General features: G+C 45.5%; 17 protein-coding genes. 6 read left to right on the forward strand and 11 right to left on the reverse strand.

All coding sequences use genetic code 11. From position 1 onward, the window contains the following. Nucleotides 1-13: 13 nt before the first annotated feature. The 7 genes from mntA to NYE20_RS16720 all read right to left on the reverse strand — a co-directional run bounded on the left by mntA (nucleotide 14) and on the right by NYE20_RS16720 (nucleotide 8,693). The gene (gene mntA, locus NYE20_RS16690) at nucleotides 14-934 is read right to left on the reverse strand and encodes a manganese ABC transporter substrate-binding protein/adhesin MntA (RefSeq protein WP_161621756.1); all 921 of its coding nucleotides are present in this window, start codon (nucleotides 932-934) and stop codon (nucleotides 14-16) included. 279 nt (nucleotides 935-1,213) lie between these two features. Continuing rightward, nucleotides 1,214-2,329: an o-succinylbenzoate synthase gene (gene menC, locus NYE20_RS16695; protein WP_163136116.1), complete on the reverse strand. Its 1,116-nt coding sequence runs from the start codon at nucleotides 2,327-2,329 to the stop codon at nucleotides 1,214-1,216. Then, complete coding sequence (locus NYE20_RS16700; protein ID WP_163136114.1) at nucleotides 2,326-3,786, reverse strand: o-succinylbenzoate--CoA ligase; 1,461 nt, start codon at nucleotides 3,784-3,786, stop codon at nucleotides 2,326-2,328. Before NYE20_RS16700 ends, menC begins: the two co-directional genes overlap by 4 nt. A 90-nt stretch (nucleotides 3,787-3,876) precedes the next feature. Further along, nucleotides 3,877-4,692, reverse strand: coding sequence for a 1,4-dihydroxy-2-naphthoyl-CoA synthase (gene menB, locus NYE20_RS16705; protein WP_003229054.1), 816 nt, complete (start codon nucleotides 4,690-4,692; stop codon nucleotides 3,877-3,879). Nucleotides 4,693-4,726: 34 nt separating this feature from the next. Next, entirely contained in the window at nucleotides 4,727-5,551 is an 825-nt protein-coding gene (menH, locus tag NYE20_RS16710; protein ID WP_161621758.1) for a 2-succinyl-6-hydroxy-2,4-cyclohexadiene-1-carboxylate synthase, read from the reverse strand. Then, the gene (menD, locus tag NYE20_RS16715) at nucleotides 5,539-7,281 is read right to left on the reverse strand and encodes a 2-succinyl-5-enolpyruvyl-6-hydroxy-3-cyclohexene-1-carboxylic-acid synthase (RefSeq protein ID WP_015251379.1); all 1,743 of its coding nucleotides are present in this window, start codon (nucleotides 7,279-7,281) and stop codon (nucleotides 5,539-5,541) included. Before menD ends, menH begins: the two co-directional genes overlap by 13 nt. Next, nucleotides 7,278-8,693, reverse strand: a complete 1,416-nt coding sequence (locus NYE20_RS16720) for an isochorismate synthase MenF (protein ID WP_015483599.1) — start codon at nucleotides 8,691-8,693, stop codon at nucleotides 7,278-7,280. The genes menD and NYE20_RS16720 overlap by 4 nt, the downstream gene beginning before the upstream one ends. Nucleotides 8,694-8,982: 289 nt before the next feature. On the opposite strand from NYE20_RS16720, the gene NYE20_RS16725 reads away from it, so the two are divergent. Next, nucleotides 8,983-9,702 carry a yteA family sporulation protein gene (locus NYE20_RS16725; RefSeq protein ID WP_003229046.1) on the forward strand — a complete coding sequence of 240 codons (720 nt, stop codon included), beginning with the start codon at nucleotides 8,983-8,985 and terminating at the stop codon, nucleotides 9,700-9,702. Nucleotides 9,703-9,710: 8 nt separating this feature from the next. Here NYE20_RS16725 and NYE20_RS16730 read toward each other — a convergent pair whose 3' ends face one another. Beyond that, a complete protein-coding gene (locus tag NYE20_RS16730) occupies nucleotides 9,711-10,529 on the reverse strand; it encodes a UTP--glucose-1-phosphate uridylyltransferase (protein ID WP_103803292.1) in 819 nt (272 codons plus the stop codon). Nucleotides 10,530-10,700: 171 nt separating this feature from the next. On the opposite strand from NYE20_RS16730, the gene NYE20_RS16735 reads away from it, so the two are divergent. The 3 genes from NYE20_RS16735 to NYE20_RS16745 are packed head-to-tail and all read left to right on the forward strand — an operon-like array spanning nucleotide 10,701 to nucleotide 14,160. Beyond that, entirely contained in the window at nucleotides 10,701-11,987 is a 1,287-nt protein-coding gene (locus NYE20_RS16735; protein ID WP_021480371.1) for a UDP-glucose/GDP-mannose dehydrogenase family protein, read from the forward strand. Next, the gene (locus NYE20_RS16740) at nucleotides 11,984-12,934 is read left to right on the forward strand and encodes an NAD-dependent epimerase/dehydratase family protein (protein WP_339183504.1); all 951 of its coding nucleotides are present in this window, start codon (nucleotides 11,984-11,986) and stop codon (nucleotides 12,932-12,934) included. Before NYE20_RS16735 ends, NYE20_RS16740 begins: the two co-directional genes overlap by 4 nt. A 2-nt stretch (nucleotides 12,935-12,936) precedes the next feature. Next, nucleotides 12,937-14,160: a glycosyltransferase family 4 protein gene (locus tag NYE20_RS16745; protein WP_161621759.1), complete on the forward strand. Its 1,224-nt coding sequence runs from the start codon at nucleotides 12,937-12,939 to the stop codon at nucleotides 14,158-14,160. Nucleotides 14,161-14,233: 73 nt separating this feature from the next. Here the strand turns inward: NYE20_RS16745 and NYE20_RS16750 are convergent, their stop codons facing one another. The 3 genes from NYE20_RS16750 to cotSA are packed head-to-tail and all read right to left on the reverse strand — an operon-like array spanning nucleotide 14,234 to nucleotide 16,873. Further along, nucleotides 14,234-14,668: a hypothetical protein gene (locus NYE20_RS16750; protein WP_021480374.1), complete on the reverse strand. Its 435-nt coding sequence runs from the start codon at nucleotides 14,666-14,668 to the stop codon at nucleotides 14,234-14,236. Between the two features lies 1 nt (nucleotide 14,669). Then, on the reverse strand, nucleotides 14,670-15,725 hold the full coding sequence (cotS, locus tag NYE20_RS16755) for a spore coat putative kinase CotS (RefSeq protein WP_015714583.1): 1,056 nt from the start codon (nucleotides 15,723-15,725) through the stop codon (nucleotides 14,670-14,672). 14 nt (nucleotides 15,726-15,739) lie between these two features. After that, nucleotides 15,740-16,873 carry a spore coat protein CotSA gene (cotSA, locus tag NYE20_RS16760; RefSeq protein WP_161621760.1) on the reverse strand — a complete coding sequence of 378 codons (1,134 nt, stop codon included), beginning with the start codon at nucleotides 16,871-16,873 and terminating at the stop codon, nucleotides 15,740-15,742. Nucleotides 16,874-17,062: 189 nt separating this feature from the next. Between cotSA and cotI the strand changes: the two genes are divergently transcribed. Next, the gene (gene cotI, locus NYE20_RS16765) at nucleotides 17,063-18,136 is read left to right on the forward strand and encodes a spore coat kinase CotI (protein WP_161621761.1); all 1,074 of its coding nucleotides are present in this window, start codon (nucleotides 17,063-17,065) and stop codon (nucleotides 18,134-18,136) included. Nucleotides 18,137-18,228: 92 nt separating this feature from the next. Next, complete coding sequence (locus NYE20_RS16770) at nucleotides 18,229-18,696, forward strand: TspO/MBR family protein (protein ID WP_161621762.1); 468 nt, start codon at nucleotides 18,229-18,231, stop codon at nucleotides 18,694-18,696. Nucleotides 18,697-18,709: the final 13 nt, after the last annotated feature.

Below are 18,709 nucleotides of genomic sequence, written 5' to 3' on the forward strand. Positions count from 1 at the left end.
TCACCTCTTTTCTTTATTTAAGCGCTTTACTAATCGTGTTGATATTGTGGCGGAACATTCCTTCGTATGTGCCTTCTTTTGTGCCCTTTTCACCCATGGCATCCGAATAAAGCTGACCGCCGATTGTGACTGTATGGCCTTTTTCTTTAGCGCCTTCCACCACTGCATTGATTGATTTTTCAGATACACTGCTTTCTACGAACACAGCTTTTATTTGTTTTTCTGTCAGAAGATCAACCAGCTCCTGAACATCCCTTAATCCATAGTCCGAATCTGTGCTGAGTCCCTGCAGGCCTTTTACCTTAAATCCATACTCATTCCCAAAGTACGCAAACGCATCATGAGCAGTCACAAGCACACGGCTTTTCTCCGGAATATGTGCGATCTCTTTACGCGACCACTTATCTAAATATTGCAAATCTTCTTTGTACTCTTTGGCATTTTTCCGAAAGGCATCTGCGTGCTGAGGCATTGCTTTGCTGAATTGCGCTTCAATTTCATCCACCGCATAGATCCATAACGGAATGCTGAACCAGACGTGGGGATCAAACGTCTTGCCTTCCCCCGCGGGAATAAGCTTATTTTTCGGAATGGCCTCAGCTACTGCCGCCGATTGTTTTTGTTCGCCGATTTTTTGGAGGACATCCTCCATTTTCCCTTCCAAATGCAACCCGCTGTACAGAACAACATCGGCAGACATTAATTTTTTCGTGTCACCTTGGGAAGCTTTGTAGAGGTGCGGATCAACCCCCGGTCCCATTAAAGAGGTGACTTTTACATGTTCACCTCCGATGTTTTCTGCTGCATCGGCAATTTGAGATGTTGTCGCTGTCACTTGTAATTGCTGATCAGCGCTTTTTCCGGCTGAATCCGTTCCGCATCCCGTTAAAGCAAAGGTCGCAAAAAGCACTGCTGCCATCAGCCCTCGTCTCATATTTCTCCTCCTCTTTGCCATCAATGTCCGATTGTTTTATCTTATGTTGTCAGTTCTTAGACATGTGACATTAAATTAGCCAAAAGCATGTTTTATTTACACAGGACAAAAAGTTTCCTTTGTGCAAAATTATCGCGTTTGACCATTTTTGTCAAGCTGATTTACATAAAAAAACCGGCTGGGTCAGCAGCCGGTCCAAACGAGAAGGGATGTATTCAACGAACACTTTTACTGTAACAGCACAGTGTCATTTATTCAAAATAGCAAAATTCTTTTTTCTTACCCATGCTGTGTGAAAACATCCATTTTGGTCACATATTTTCGCATAATGTCTTGATTCACCTCAACCCCTAAACCAGGCTGTTTTGACACAGAAATAAATCCATTATCAATACGAATATCAGGGGTTACAATATCTTCATCCCAATATCGTGAGGATGAAGATATATCGCCAGGTATTGTGAATTGAGGCAGTGAAGCAAGCGCCACGTTCTGCGCTCTTGATATGCCTGTTTCCAGCATTCCGCCGCACCAAACCTGCATATGTTGCTCTTTGCATAAATCATGAATTTTTAAGGCTTCTGTTAAGCCGCCGACACGAGAAGGTTTTATATTAATAATTTTGCAGCTTCCTAGCTCAATCGCCCGTCTCGCATCATCAACTGAACAAATGCTCTCATCAAGGCAAATGGCCGTTTTCAAATGTTTCTGCAGGTGGCGGTGGTCAACGATATCGTCGGATTGAAGGGGCTGCTCAATCATCATTAAATGGTACTCATCAAGCTCCTTTAAGCGGCTGATATCCTTCAGTTCGTAAGAGGAATTGGCATCGGCCATAAGCGGGATGTTTGGGAATCGGCTGCGGATGGCCTTGACCAATTCCACATCCTGCCCAGGCTGAATCTTAATTTTTATTCTTTGATAACCTTCTTTTTGATAGCTCTCAATTTCCTTCAGCATATCATCAAGAGGCGCCAGGCCGACTACCACCCCGGCAGGGACTTTATCTCTTGTTCCGCCCAATGCCTCAGCAAGGGATACGCCCTTCTTTTTGGCATAGATATCCCAGACAGCCGATTCAAGTCCCGCTTTTGCCATCCGGTTTCCTTTATAACGCGCCAGGCTGTCCGGCACTTCTGAAGGGTGATTGAATTCACGGCCGACCACATTTGGGATAAAAAAATCTTTTAGCATATGCAAGCATGTTCCAATGGTTTCCTCGGTGTACCAAGGCGAAGAGAAAGCGGAAACTTCTCCCCAGCCTGTGACACCTGTTGTATCAATGGCTTCCACGATCAGAAATTTACGCTCTTGAAGCGTTTCGATACTGTTTTTAAACGGTTTCTTTAAGTTCATGCTCAAATGGTAAAGCGTGATTTTTTCTATTTCGATCATAGCAGTTCTCCTTTACGCGCATCCTTCAGCTGATTTCGCAAGAGCTTATTAGACGCATTGCGCGGCAGGCGGTCAAGCACATAGAATTTTGCCGGAATTTTATACTTCGCCAAGCGTTCTTTACAGTAGTCAGTCAATTCTTCTGCGCTCACAGGCGTGTGAAGGACAAGATAGGCGTGAGGCACTTTCCCCCATTTTTTGTCCTCAGCCCCTGAAACCCCGGCTTCGGCCACAGCGGGGTGTGAAAGCAGCACTGACTCCACTTCGGCCGGATAAATGTTTTCTCCGCCGGATATGATCAGATCTGAGCGTCTGTCTAATACATATAAAAAGCCTTCATTGTCCAAATAACCAAGATCACCTGTTTTCAGCCAGCCATTTTGAAAAGAGGCTTCGTTTGCGCTCTCCCGGTTAAAATAGCTTTTCATGACATTCGGGCCTTTGACCATGATTTCACCGTGTTCAAACGGTTCACATACCTGTCCGTCCCGCTCTATTTTGATTTCACACGAAAACAGCGGTTTCCCCGCAGATCCGAGCTTTTCCATACTGAATTCCGGCGACAGGGTAACAATTTGCGAGCATGTTTCTGTCATTCCATATGACTGAAAGACAGGGAATCCTTTCTCACGGCATTCCTCAAGCAATGGCAGCGGTGCAGGACCGCCGCCGAGAAGAATGCATCTGATGGATTCAGGGCAGCGGTTTGTTTCTTCCAAAAGACTGGCCAGCATAGTCTGCACCGCAGATATCATTGTCACTTCATGCCTGTTGATAGAATCCAGCACATCGCTTACGGAAAAACGCTGGTGAAGCACGACAGTCATTCCATAGATCACAGATTTAAATAATGCGGACAATCCGCTGATATGAAAGAGCGGCAATGCGATAAGCCAGCGGTCTTGTTCTGTTATACCCAAATTAAGAGCGGACGACACCGCACTGAAATAGTGGTTTCCGAACGTTTGCTGAACTCCCTTGGGCTTTCCTGTCGTACCCGACGTATACATCAGCGTTGCCGTTGCATCCATTTGCATATAAGCTTGGATCTCAATTTCCTGTGCTGCTTCTTTCATCAATTCATCCACATCAATCGTTTGAACGATGTGTTCATACTCTTTCTTGTTAAAGCTTGAATCTGTCAGTAAAAAGCCGGATCCGGAATCCTCCAGCTGAAACAGCCTTTCATGTGTTGACAGCTTCGTATTCAAAAGCACCGCCTTAACACCAAGCAAAAAACAAGCGTGAACGGCGTATACCATTTCCGCACGGTTTTGGAGCAAAATAGCCGCAGTATCCCCTTTCCGAACCGAATGAGCGTCAAGCTGTGCCGCCATTCGCTTAGACGCGGCAAATAATTCTGCAAATGTCACGGTTTGGTCTCTAAAAATGAGAGCGATTCTCTCAGGTGTCAGCTGTGCCCGCTGCATGAGCCAGTTGGGCTGTTCTGTCAGCATGTCATCATCTCCGAGGTAAAATGTCTGTATTGAAAAGAAAACAGCTTGGACCTCAAAGTCTCAAGCTGTTGGTTTACTAAGTATTGCTGATCACGGGAAACGAGGGAACTGTCCGAAATCAGGTTTGCGTTTTTCCTTAAAGGAATCACGGCCTTCTTTTGCTTCATCTGTTGTGTAGTAAAGAAGGGTAGCATCCCCTGCAAACTGCTGAATTCCAGCAAGTCCGTCTGTGTCCGCGTTAAACGCAGCTTTAAGAAAGCGCAGTGCGGTCGGGCTTTTTTCAAGCATTTCTTCACACCATTTAATCGTTTCTTCTTCAAGCTGTTCCAAAGGAACGACTGTGTTGACAAGACCCATGTCCAGTGCTTCCTGTGCGTTGTACTGACGGCATAGGTACCAGATTTCACGTGCTTTTTTATGTCCTACAATTCGAGCCAGGTAGCCAGAACCGTAACCTGCATCGAAGCTTCCCACTTTAGGGCCTGTTTGTCCGAAAATTGCGTTGTCCGCAGCAATTGTCAAGTCACATACGATGTGAAGCACATGGCCTCCGCCGATCGCATATCCGGACACCATCGCAACAACCGGTTTCGGGATGACGCGGATTAAACGCTGAAGATCCAATACGTTAAGACGCGGGATCTGGTCGTCTCCTACATATCCACCGTGGCCGCGCACTTTTTGGTCTCCGCCAGAACAAAATGCTTTGTCCCCTGCACCGGCAAGCACGATAACCCCAACGTTTTGGTCGTCTCTTGCGTCAGCAAACGCATCAATCATTTCAGCAACCGTTTTAGGGGTAAACGCATTATGTACCTCAGGTCGGTTGATTGTTATTTTTGCAATGCCATTATACGTTTCATACAATATCTCATCGTATGTCCGTTTTGTTTTCCATTCAGCCATATGATGACCTCCTTTTATTCTCTATGTGAATGAGTCAGATGCTTGTCAAAAACTCAATCACTATTTTACCAAACAATCGCGGCTGTTCCACATGGACCGTATGTCCTGCTTTTGGAACAATCTCTATTCTACTAGAAGGAAGCATCTTATGCACCTCTTGATTGATGGCGCAAAATTTTTCGTCCCACTCCCCGCAGATCAGAAGCACAGGAACATCTATTTCCTTTACACGGCTCCACAAGGAAGGCTGTGAACCGGTGCCCATGCCGGTTAAACTGTTCGCAAGCCCAATCTTATTGTTCCGCAGACGGCCCGATCGTATCCTGTGCCGAATATCTTCAGCCAGCCTCTGCTGAGATGAAAACAAAGGGATATTCTCCCAATACGCAACAAACGCTTTGAGCCCGTCTCGTAAAATAAAATCAGCAAGCTTCCGATCCCGCATGATTCGTTCCCGCCGTTCCCCAAGTGTTTTGAGCCCCGGCGTCGTGCTTTCAAGCACAAGTGCCGATACCCGCTCGGGATATGTCATCGCAAAAGAGTAAGCAAGCCTTCCTCCCATAGAATACCCAATCAATTTCACTTTGTGAAGTTTTAATTGATCAAAAATCTCGGCAAGGTCAGAAACTTGCCGGCTTGTGCTGTATCTTTTCCCATTCAGCGGGGCATCGGTTTCCCCATGCCCTAAACAATCAATTTTGATCAAGCGGGAATCAGGCAGCATCTCATCAAGAAAAGTCCATGATTGTTTGCTGCCGGTAAACCCGTGCAGACAGACGACGGCTTCGGAAGCATTCGGCCCCTCGTCTGCCACTGCATATCGGACACCATCTGATACCGTTATGTTTACAGTTCCCATTGTTTTTTCACTTCCCGCACAGCCTCATTCAGCATATCGCGATGAAGCTGGACTCTTGATTGGCGATCCGTTTTGATTTCAATCAAATGGAGTCCGGGCTTGTCTGCCTGCGGCGCGTAAGCTGTTTTGAATTCATCCCAAGAAGCTGGGCATGAATACGTTCCGCCGTAAAGTGCAGCCGCATGCTTGAAATCGAGCCCTGTCGGTGTGCCGAACAAATCTTCAAAGTGTGTCTTCTCAGAAGCCTGCGGCAAAAAGGAGAAAATCCCTCCTCCGTCATTATTGACAAGAATCACAGTAAGAGGAATACCCAGCTTTTTGGCAGCCAGCAGGCCGTTTAAATCGTGATAAAAAGATAAATCTCCAATCACAAGGGTAACAGGCGCTTTTGTTCCTTCACATACCCCCATGGCAGAGGAGACGACACCGTCTATCCCGTTTGCTCCCCGGTTTGAATAAATCCGGAAAGGGCGGTCCTGCTTTTCAAAAAACGTATCAACATCCCTGATCGGCATGCTGTTTCCCACAAACAGCGAGCTGTTTTCAGGCACAAGATGCTGAAGGATTCGATAGAGATTACCTTCAAACGAAACATCTTCACTGCTGATTGTTTGCAGATGCTCGCGAAACCGCCCATTGACAAACTGCCACTTTTCCAGCCACTCTGAGGATCTGGCAGCAGCAGTAAGGCCTGCCATGATCTCCTCAGCAAAAACAGACGCATTACAATGAATCATATGCGCGCTTGCCTGTGTCGGGTCTCTCCACCCTCCATCCTCGTCAATCACGATTTGCTGAATCGCCGGATCATCCTTAAGCCATAAGAAAACCGGTTTTGAAACAGGCATCGGCCCAAACCGAATGACAACATCAGGACGAAGTTTCCGCTTCAGCTCATCATCTTTTAAAAACGAATCATACGCATCAATAACAGTGCTTTTATCATGAACACCATTCCGCAGATTAGACAGCGGATCCGCTAAAATTGGATACTGAAGCGCTTTTGAAAGCGCAATAATGTTTTCCTTGTCCGCATCACTATGGAGCTCTCCGCAGACGATCATTCCTTTTTCAGCCTCTGCGAGCATCTCAGCCACATCAGACAGGGACTCGCGGTCAACAGACTGCGTACCCGTTTTCACAGACACATGACGCCCTGTTCTCATTCTTCCAAACGGCTCATCTGAAAGATCCGGCATCAGCGGTTCGCGCAGCGGCACATTCACATGGACAGGCCCCATTGGGCGCTTTTGTGCTTCTCCGGCAGCGCGGCTTGCCAGCGTTCGGATGTATCTCAGCATTTGCGGAGACTCTTCAGGAAGAGCAGAGTCTGTGAAAAACTTAACAAAGTTACCGAATAAGAAGTGCTGATTAATAGCCTGCGGTGCGCCTACTTCGCGCAGCTCATGAGGCCGATCAGCAGTTAACACAATAATAGGCACCCTTGAATAATGGGCTTCAACCACAGCCGGATAAAAGTTGGCCGCGGCTGTTCCAGATGTACAGATCAATAGTACGGGACGCTGCTTCGCTTTTGCCAAACCTAAGGCAAAAAATCCGGCAGACCTTTCATCAATTTGGACATGGACGCTGATATCGGGATGCGCAGCACAAAGAACAGCCAGCGGTGTAGATCTTGAGCCCGGACAAACGACGGCGTCCGTAATTCCGGAAAGGGCGAATTCATCAATAAAACTTCCGATGTAATGAGTAATCGGGTTGACTGTCAACGCCTCTCACCTCCTAATGCAGAGATCATCGGCTTTAATTTAATCTGTGTTTCTTCATATTCCGAGATTGGTTCCGAGTCTTCCACAATACCGCACCCGGCAAACAGCCTTGCTGTGCTTCCTTCGATGAGCCCTGAACGAATGGCTACCGCGAATTCCCCGTTATCCTGGCTGTCAATCCAGCCGATAGGGGCCGCATACCAGCCGCGAGACATCGGTTCAATCTCTCTGATCACGTCAACAGCTTTTTCCTGAGGTGATCCCCCAAGTGCCGGAGTGGGGTGCAGCTTCTCAATTAAGTCAAAAATCGAAGCAGACTCGCGCAGCTGTCCAACAATCGGCGTAAACAGGTGCTGAACGCTTTTTGTTTTGTACAAAACAGGTCCATCAGGCTTTTCAACCTCTGAACAGCTTGATACAAAAGCGTTATGAATCATACCTACCACAATATCATGCTCAAGCAGGTTTTTCTCATCGTTTAATAATTCAAGGCCTATCCGGCGGTCGTCTTCTTCATTCACGCCTCGTTTAATGGAGCCTGCCAGACAGGAAGACATGACAGTGCCGCCGTCTCTTTTGATCAGTCTTTCCGGAGACGCGCCGACAAAAGTTTTGCCTTCTTGTTCAATTGCAAAAACATAGCTTGTCTGCTGATCGTCCAGAAGCGTTTTAAGCACCGGTTCAATTTGGATTGGACCGTCAAACGTGAGCAGCAGCTCTCGGGCAAGAACAACCTTATCATATTGTTTCCCTTTAATTTGGCTTGTGGCTGTTTCGATTGCTTTCAGCCAATCATCCTTATCCAGCTCTTCGGCTGCTGCAATCACAGCCTGATCTTCTTGCTTGAAATCGGGAACCATAAATTCCGCCGCAAAAGCTTTTAAGCCTTCTAAAACAGCTTCTGCGTCTTCTCCTCCGCTTACCCATCTGTTAACTGTTAAGAACGGGCCTTCAGCAGTCATCGTCAGCATAAGCGCAGGCACAAAGAAATCCCCTTCCGAGAAATGGTCCCATTGTGAACCTCTTTCTTCGCAAGGGTCAAAAGAAAATCCTCCGAATAACACAGGTCCCACTGCAGAATGCTGCAGCTTTTCTTCTTCATAAATATGAAAAGCCGTCTTTTTAAAGCGCTCCCATTGTTCAAAAACCTCACGATACCGCTCGCTGTTTTTTTGATTTGTCTGGAAAACCGCTTCTTTGCCAAGACCGACTATTGTCAATTCACTTTCAGGATCTGACCAAAAAAATCGATTGCCTGTATATTTTTTTGCTCCGTAATTGAAAAATGATAGAGGGTCAAGAGACTCGATTTGTCTCGAATAGCTTATTAAGACAGCATGGTTGACTTCTTTGGCTTTATGTAATGCATGTAGAACTTCCTTTCGGAACGTACGCTGCACCGTTGTCACCATGAGACATTCCTCCATAATCCTTAAAATGCTTTTAATACCATACACCTGTGTCTCCTTTGTGTCAAACACAGATCATGCAGTCCAAATGGCCTGCCTTACCTATTATAAACCTAATTTCAGAAATGAAAAAGAAACAAAGCTCAAATTTCTTTCTCCACTGATAGCAAAGGTTGTATCCGCTTACCATAAAAGGAAAACCTCCTATATTCCTCCACCCGCCATTTATGAAAGTTCTCAGGCGATCTGTTCATACTAAAGGTATGCATCACAGAGAAACGAGGCGATCACATTGCTTACGAAAGAACAGCTTCAGCATTTAAAAAATGAACTGGAACAAACGAAAAAAGATATCTTAAACCGTTTCAAAGACAATGATCATTTTCAGCTTAATTCAGCCTTTCCTTATGATTCGTGGGGTGAGCTTTCGGCATACGACAACCATCCCGGCGATCAGGCGACAGAACTTTACGAGCGTGAGAAAGACATCGCTCTAGACTTGCATGAGAGAGAACACCTTCGGGACATTGAGCATTCATTGAAGGCGATAGAAAACGGTACGTATGGCATTTGTGAAGTCAGCGGAAAGGAAATCCCTTTCGAACGACTTGAAGCGCTTCCGACTGCCACAACCCTCGCGGAGTATTCTTCACAGGACGTGGTTTCCAAAGACCGTCCGATTGAAGAAGAAACACCATTCGGGCAATTTGAATTTGATGATGATGAAGAAATCAGAGCGCCATATGACAGTGAGGATTCCTATCAGGATGTCGAAAAATATGGTAACTCACAAACGCCGCAGGATATGGAAAACCCTCCGCTCAGCTATGATGATATGACGATGAATGCCGAAGAGAATATCGGCAATACGGAGTCTTACGAAAATTTCATCGCTACAGATATCACTGGAAAAGAAATTACCGTTTATCAAAGCAGAGCCCATGAGCGCTATGAAGAAGAACTTGACGAAGAGGGAATCATGACCACATTCGGCGATCTCCACGCTGATTGAACCCCCGATTATTGGGGGTTCTTTTCCGTTTTCAGCATATCGTAAATCAGCTTCAGATAATCCTTTTGCAGGCCGATGTCATACCGCTCGCCCTCTAGCAATTTCCCGTATACGGTACATGCCCCGAGCGAAGCTTTTATCGCATCCGTTACCTGCACTTCTCCTCCGCTATCAGCTTCTAATGCCTCCAGCTCATTAAAAATATCCGGTGTGAAAATATAACGCCCTGCTGCGGCAAAATGAGACGGAGGGTTTTGTTTAGGCTTTTCCACAATATCCTGTATGCGATAAAGCCCTTTTTCAACAGACTCCCCTTTTATCACCCCGTAATGATGTAAATCCTCCGTTTTTGTTTCTTTTAAGCCGATCACACTGGACTGATATTTCGTATACACTTCAATCAGCTGCCCCAAAGCCGGCTGATTGGCGGAAAAAATCAGATCATCAGGCAAAACGACGGCAAAAGGCTCTTTGCCTGCAAATTGCTTTCCGAAAGAAATGGCGTCGCCAAGACCCTTTGCATAAGGCTGGCGCACATAGTGAATCCGTATATCCGGAATGGGATGCTCACTAAGCAAATGCAGTTTATTCTTAGAGGCCAAAAAAGCCTCAAGTGCCAAAGAGGAATCAAAATAGTCGACAATTAGATTTTTATAGCTCGATACAACCATCAAAATGTCCTCAATGCCTGACTCCTTTAATTCTTCAACAAGATAATGAATCACAGGCTTAGATCCTACCGGAAACATTTCTTTCGGAATCACCTTCGTCACCGGCAGATTTCTCGTGCCGAATCCGCCTGCAGGAATGATCGCTTTTTTTATCATGTTATTTTCCCCTCAGCTCATGTTTATTACATGATATTCCAAGAGCGCATCCCGATGTTTGTACATCTGAAATTAGGCGGAAGCAACTGGGCAGAAAGCGGAATCACGAACCAGCCCTTTTTTAATAGGATATTGATATATGACCAGTAATCTTGTAAAGGAGCTCAGGTGATGAAAATTTGTGTGGTTGGCGCCGGGTATGTCGGTTTAACCCTATCAGCGGCACTGGCATCCATCGGACATGACATGATATGCACAGACAAAGACGTCAAAAAAATCGGGCAGCTGAAAAAAGGAGTCATTCCCTTTTACGAGCCTGGGCTTTCAGATGCAATACTTCGTTGCGGCAATCTCTCGTTTTCTTCTGAAGTGAAATCGAGCATGGAGGAATGTCCCGTTATTTTTATCGCAGTCGGAACCCCGCCGCGTTCGGACGGATCAGCTGATACGAAAGCCCTGCAGTCCGTCATCGGTGATTTAAGAGAGGCAATCCGATCGTATAAAACCATCATTACGAAAAGCACTGTTCCGCCCGGGACAAATGAAAACATAGCAAAACAGCTGATTGCCTCCGGAGTGTCTAAAAACCTCTTTAATATCGTATCCAATCCGGAGTTTCTGCGGGAAGGCAATGCCTTATATGACATGCTGCATCCTGACAAAACAGTCATCGGTGTTCAGGAAGAAGATCACGTATCGGCAGCCATCGTCAAATCCATTTACAAACACATTGATACCCCTTTTATCGTTACAAGCTTAGCGGGAGCAGAGCTGATCAAATATGCCAACAATTTCTTTTTAGCTGCCAAAATTTCGTTCATTAACGAAATGGCCCGCATATGTGAAGCCTATCAATCAGATATCTCAGATATTTCCCGCGCTATCGGTCTAGACCCAAGGATCGGGAAGCACTTTTTGCAGGCAGGCATCGGATACGGAGGCTCTTGTTTTCCAAAGGATCTGCAGGCGCTGCAATTTGCTGCCCAGGAAAAAAACACGGAGACCTTCCTGCTCCAAGCCGTGCAGCACATTAATGACACCCAGCTCGGCCTGTATATCAAAAAAATACAGTCATTCTTCGAAACACTTCAAGGCAAGAAAGCGGCTGTACTCGGCATTTCCTTCAAACCGAATACCGATGACATTAGGAATTCTCAGGCTGTCAGACTGATGGAAAGGCTGGCGGAGCTGGGATGTGATGTTCATGCATATGATCCTGAAGCTGTACTTCCAGAACATTTGCGGCAGCATGTAACTCAGCATTCTCAAGCTTTTGATGCGATCGAAGAAAGCGACTTTTTATTTTTGGCGACAGAATGGCCCGAGTTTTTAGCGTTTGATTGGAAAAAGGCTGCAGGCATCATGAAAGGGCGTCTTGTGATTGACGGACGCAACGTATTAAAAAAAGAACTGATCGAGGCTTGCGGCCTGATCTGTACGGGAGTTGGCCGTCCATGAAAATACTCGTCACAGGAGCAGCGGGCTTTATCGGCTCCCACCTCTGCGAAGAATTACTAAAAGATAAGAAACATAACGTTATCGGAATCGATGACTTTATCGGTCCTACTCCATTTTCCTTGAAATTAAAAAACCTTAAAAACCTGCTGCCGGAAAAGCGATTTACGTTCATAAAGGAAAATCTGCTGACAGCGGATCTTGCTCCCTTACTGGAAGGAGTGAACGTCATCTTTCATTTGGCGGCCATACCGGGTGTCCGCTCAAGCTGGGGCAGTCATTTTCACCCATATGCCGCACATAATATCCAAGCGCTCCAAAGGCTCCTCGAGGCGTGCCGGGAACATTCTATTCAAACGTTCGTCTTTGCATCCACCTCTTCCGTCTATGGTGAAAAACAAGGAAAAGTCAGCGAAAACACGTCGCTTTCTCCTTTATCTCCGTACGGGGTAACAAAGCTTACGGGAGAAAAGCTTTGCCATGTGTATCAACAAAGCTTTGACATTCCAATTGTGATTCTCCGTTTTTTTACCGTATACGGGCCAAGACAGCGGCCGGATATGGCTTTTCACCGGCTCATTAAGCAGCACCTTCAGCAAAAGCCGCTTACCATCTTCGGTGATGGGCAGCAGTCAAGAGATTTCACTTATATCAGCGACTGTGTCAAAGGCATCACCGCTGTTCTTGAGAAACCCCACCTTATTGGTGAAACAGTAAATATCGGCGGTGCTGAGCGTGCCTCAGTCTTAAAGGTTGTCTCCCTCATTGAGGATATTTCCGGTAGAAAAGCAACACTGCACTTTTCGGACAAAATAGCAGGGGAACCGCGCAACACGTGGGCGGATATTTCAAAAGCAAAGCAGCTCTTGCATTATGATCCCGCCACATCCTTAAAGGATGGCTTGACCAACGAAATCGCCTATTTATCGTCGCTGTATCAGGGGGAATAAAAATGAAGCTTGCCTTTATCTGTACAGAAAAGCTGCCGGCGCCCGCAGTACGCGGCGGCGCTATTCAAATGATGATTGACGGTGTCACGCCCTATTTCAGCAGCAGGTACGACCTGACTATTTTTTCAATAGAAGATCCAGCGCTTCCAAAAAGAGAAACAAAAGACGGCGTACATTATATCCATCTGCCAAAAGAACATTACCGCGAGGCGGTAGCCGAAGAGCTGCGAGCCTCTTCCTTTGACCTCATTCATGTGTTCAACAGGCCTTTAAATGTCTCTTTATATAAAAAAGCCTCACCAAACAGCAAGATCGTTCTGAGCCTGCATAACGAAATGTTTTCTGAAAAAAAAATGACCTTCGCGCAAGGAAAAGAAGTACTCGACAATGTCTCCATAATCACAACTGTGAGCGAATTTATTAAACAAACCGTCATTGAACGTTTCCCTGAAGCCGAGGACATCACAAAAGTTGTGTATTCCGGCGTTGATTTAAACTCTTATCCGCCCGTCTGGACGATGAAAGGCTCGGCTGTCAGAAAAACATACCGGAAAAAATACGGTATTGAAGATAAAAAAGTTATTTTATTCGCCGGCCGTTTAAGCCCGACAAAAGGACCTCACCTTCTCATTCACAGCATGAGACGGATTTTGCAGCAGCACCCTGATGCTGTACTGGTCATAGCAGGCGGGAAGTGGTTCAGCGATGACAGCGAAAACCAATATGTAACCTATCTGCGCACGCTGGCGCTGCCATACAGAGACCACATAATCTTTACAAAATTCATTCCCGCTGACGACATCCCAAACCTTTTTCTGATGGCAGATGTATTTGTGTGCAGCTCTCAGTGGAACGAACCCCTCGCCCGTGTGAATTATGAAGCAATGGCGGCCGGCACGCCCTTAATTACCACAAACCGGGGCGGAAACGGAGAAGTCGTAAAAGACGAAGTCACCGGCCTTGTCATCGACAGATACAACAAACCTTCTTCATTTGCAAAAGCAATTGACAGAGCCTTTACAGATCAAGAATTAATGAGCAAAATGACAAAAAACGCCCGACAGCATGTAGAAGCTTTATTTACCTTTACCCATGCGGCCAAAAGGCTCAATACTGTTTACCAATCCGTTCTCACTCCGGAAAACAAACAATTTCCGCCGCCTTTTCTGACGCAAAATTTTGATTTATCATCTATCAATCAGCTTTTTGTGAAAGCAAAAACATAAAACCTACAGCTCGTGTTGCAAAACGGGCTGTTTTTTTGCTGCAGAGAACATGAAAAAAGGCATAAATATGACTTTATGCCTTGCGCTTTACGGTTTGAGAAAACCATGGAGCTGGTTTAGATTCACTTGGAAGAATGATGATTTCCACTCTAGCTTCCTCCGCTAAGTCTGGTTCTTCATCTTCCTCCTCTTCTTCTACATATGGGGGCGCTGAGCGTTTCGAATCACGTTCCTCCTCAGGCTCTAGAATGGTTTCGAATTTCGTTTCTTCTTCATCATCGACGATTTTGTGATCTGTTTCCTTTTCCTTCGTTTCTTCTTGATATTCTTTCGGTGCATTGATGTGAGGGAGCTCTCGAATGCTGCCCACATCTAAATGCTTCTCCTCTTCTTCCTTCTCAGCTGAGGTTGAGTCATGAGCCTGCCATCCCATCGGTCCAGGCGGTGTAAATACGAATTGGTCGAGATCCAGTTTAGAAATAGAGGCTTTTTGTCTCGATGACCTCATGTCAATTCGCCTCCCGATACGCTTTTATCTTTTTATACAGTTCCGGCAGTTTATCCAAAAACGAATCTTTAGATTCTTCAACAGAAATCATGTTTTGCAACGCCCAGTTATACTTCTCATCTGACCACGTTTTCTTTTGCTTCAAATAATATTTGTGCCCGATTGCACAGAACAAATGCGGAAACGCGAGATCAATCCAAAGTACCTCGTACTGTTTTTCTGTGAGTGGATACACTGCGTCGTAGGACGCAAGCAGTGCAACCATGAAATCAGTATCCCATACAGAAAGCTTAACCATCACTTTATTCAGCAGAATACGAAGGTCTCTTGACGGCAAATCGTAGGTAATCGAGTGAAGCTCCTTTAAAAAAGGCTCCCCTTCGATCTCTGTCAAACGTGCCAATGTAAAATCCTGAAAACAGAATCCGCCATGCTCGAGCGTTTCTTTTGTCCAGGTTTCGTATTCTGAGTCATCAAGCGCCTGAAGAGCTTCTTTTCCTCTTGCCAGCATTTTATCAGCATGTTTTAAGAAAGTTTGCGAAAATACGTCATCAGGATAGGATGCCGCGATCTGCATATTCCCTTCAAGTTCCTGCAGCTTCCATCGGTACAATTTGTGCCATTTTCCCAGCCTGCTTCTCTTCTTGCTTTCATCTGTGCAAACATATCCTTTTGAGGCATGATGAAAATGGCCGGCAAATGACATGACTTTTTTCATTTGCTCTGCATCATAGTAAATCATTTCTTTTCCTGTCACTTTGTCATATAAGCTGTAAGAAACCTGATCCGTGCCCAAGCAGCTCCCGCCATTTTTTGTTTGATGAATCGGCGCTATCGGCAGCCCTTTCTCTTGTAAATGGGCGTGTGCCTGAGTGATAAAAAGCATCCGCTCCGGTTTCATTTGCGCTTCTTTTAGCAGCTTTGGGCCATGATCAGTTTCGACTTCCCAGATTTTGCGTCCGCTTTTGTTCGATTTCAGCGCCACATTGTCAATATGAAAAGGATAATAGCTGAGAATTTCGGACACAATCTGTTCTTCATGCTCTTTTTGGTACACTCTGTTCACCCCTTCTATCTGTTCTTTTCATAGACGCTGAGCAGATTTCCAGCCACCCTCTGCCAGCCGAAATTGCTTTCTGCCTCACGGCGGCTGTATTTCCCAAGCCGTTCCCGCTTTTCCGAGCTGCTCAGCAAATCATTGATGTGTTCGGCATATTGTTTAGGATTTTCAAAGTCATGAATGATGTAGCCGTTTTTCCCTTCCTCTATGACCTCTGGATTGCCTCCCCGATTGCTTGTAATAATAGGAAGTCCCGCAGCCATCGCTTCATAATGCACCCTTGCTAAAGGCTCCTGCCATTGCGAAGAGCATACAAATACATCTGACATGGTATAAAGGCGCGGAATGTCCTTTGGCTTCACAAATTGAATAAATGTGACATGATCCTTTTGCATCGCACCAAGGGTATGAAGATGTTTGACATAGTTATTTAATTCATTATCTCCGAACCATTTTGACCCGATAAACACCATCATGACATCGGGGTGCTCCTCAATGATGTCCGGCAAAGCCTGCAATAATATGTGCGGGCCTTTGACTTTGCTAAGCCGGCCGACAAACAAGACGATTTTTTTGCCGTGAAGCCCCAGCTCGCTTCGCATCTCTTCGCGAGCTCGCTGCCCTTCATTCGTCCAGCGAGGGTGGTACGTTTTTAAATCCACACCGGAATACACCGTTTTTGTTTTTGATCGTGCTGACGGAAAACGGCTTGTGATCGTCTGTCCGATATAATCGCTGACCGTAACAATCTGCGCTACGGAGTCGATGCAAATCTCGCCTTCCGCCTGGCTGATTTTATCGTAAGCGAACATTTCATTGTGAACGCTTAAAATAAAAACAGCATCCGGCGCCTGTTTCTTCAATTTCGGAACCCAGCTTGGGCGATTACAAACATGCACAAGATCAAAACGGCTCTTTTTCAGCTCTGCTCCAACGGCTTCTTCATAACGGTCTTCATCCAAATGCACATAATGGACACCGTCTACCTTCTCTCTATCAGCGAGATTCGGATCTTTAATAGAAAACACAGTCACTTCATGTTTTTTTGCAATTAAAGGGGCAACCGCTTCGAGGTAGATTTGAATGGCGCCTCCTCGAACCGATGGGACAGGAAGCTTCTCTGTGGCGATCAGTGCTATTTTCATACATAGCCTCCATTCCTGCATGATTTTTAACTAGTTAGAATCATGATACGGCTGAACAACCAACTTGTGCGGAATGGGACTGCCCTAAAAACAAAACGGGTAAACAACCAGATTCATCTATTAAATATAGTCAAATAACTCAATCATTTTTTCCTTTTGATTCATAAGGTAGGAGTAAAACAGGTAAGGATGTGTCCTTTAATGGCAGAAAACCATGAAGTCATTGAGGAGGGGAATTCATCAGAGCTTCCTTTATCAGCAGAAGATGCAAAAAAATTAACGGAGCTGGCTGAAAATGTGCTTCAAGGATGGGATGTGCAGGCTGAAAAAATAGACGTCATTCAGGGAAACCAGATGGCGCTTGTCTGGAAGGTCCACACAGACTCCGGCGCGGTTTGTCTAAAACGAATACACAGGCCAGAAAAGAAAGCGTTGTTTTCCATTTTCGCGCAGGACTATTTAGCAAAAAAAGGCATGAATGTCCCTGGCATACTCCCAAACAAAAAAGGTAGCCTATATTCTAGGCACGGCTCATTTCTATTTGTCGTATATGACTGGATCGAAGGTAGACCGTTTGAGCTGACTGTAAAGCAGGACTTGGAGTTTATCATGAAAGGCCTTGCTGATTTTCATACAGCTTCCGTCGGATATCAGCCGCCAAATGGCGTTCCCATATTTACCAAATTAGGTCGCTGGCCGAATCACTACACGAAACGATGCAAACAGATGGAAACGTGGAAGCTGATGGCGAGAGCGGAAAAAGAAGACCCTTTCTCACAGCTTTATCTTCAGGAGATAGACAGCTTCATTGAAGACGGCCTGCGCATCAAAGACCGGCTTTTGCAATCGACCTATGTTCCATGGACTGAACAGCTGAAAAAAAGCCCTAACCTTTGCCACCAGGATTACGGAACCGGGAATACACTCTTAGGAGAAAATGAACAGATTTGGGTCATCGACTTAGATACCGTATCATTTGATCTGCCTATTCGCGATTTGCGCAAAATGATTATTCCGCTTTTGGATACGACGGGTGTTTGGGATGACGAGACATTTCATGTCATGCTGAACGCATACGAATCCAGAGCCCCATTAACTGAAGAACAAAAACAAGTCATGTTTATAGATATGCTGTTTCCTTATGAGCTTTACGATGTCATTCGCGAAAAATACGTCCGCAAGTCTGCTTTACCGAAGGAAGAATTAGAATCAGCTTTTGAATATGAACGCATTAAATCAAACGCATTGCAGCAGCTGATTTAACCCCATCATTTCCCCCGTATATCGGGGGTTTGATCTTTATAAGCTAAAGGGTAAGTGTAAATGTAAAATAAATACATACGGAGGGTACAAACATGAAAAAGATTTTCGGCGCCATAGCGGTTTTTGTGATTACATATGCGCTGTTTTCAGCCGCAGGCTACCTGTTTCCTGTGGACCAAGAATGGTACAATTCATTGAAAAAACCGGACTGGACGCCAAGCGGAAATGCGATCGGCATCATTTGGGCCATCCTGTTTGCCCTGATCTCCCTTTCAGCAGCCATTGTATATGCTGCGTTTTCATTTAAAGGTGCGAAAAGCTTTTGGTTTACACTTTTGATAAATTACGTGCTCAATCAAGCCTTCAGCTATTTCCAGTTTACGCAAAAAAATCTGCTGGCTGCATCGCTTGACTGCCTGCTTGTCGCCATCACAGCAATCGTATTACTGATCATTGCCAAAAAATACAGCAGAACCGCAAGCTATCTTCTTTTGCCTTATTTTTTATGGAGTGCATTTGCGACGTTCTTATCCTTTACAATCAATTCAATGAATCTGTGAACAAAAAAAGCCG

Source organism: Bacillus sp. FSL R5-0416 (assembly GCF_037975425.1).
In the GTDB taxonomy this organism is placed as follows: Bacteria; Bacillota; Bacilli; order Bacillales; family Bacillaceae; genus Bacillus; species Bacillus subtilis.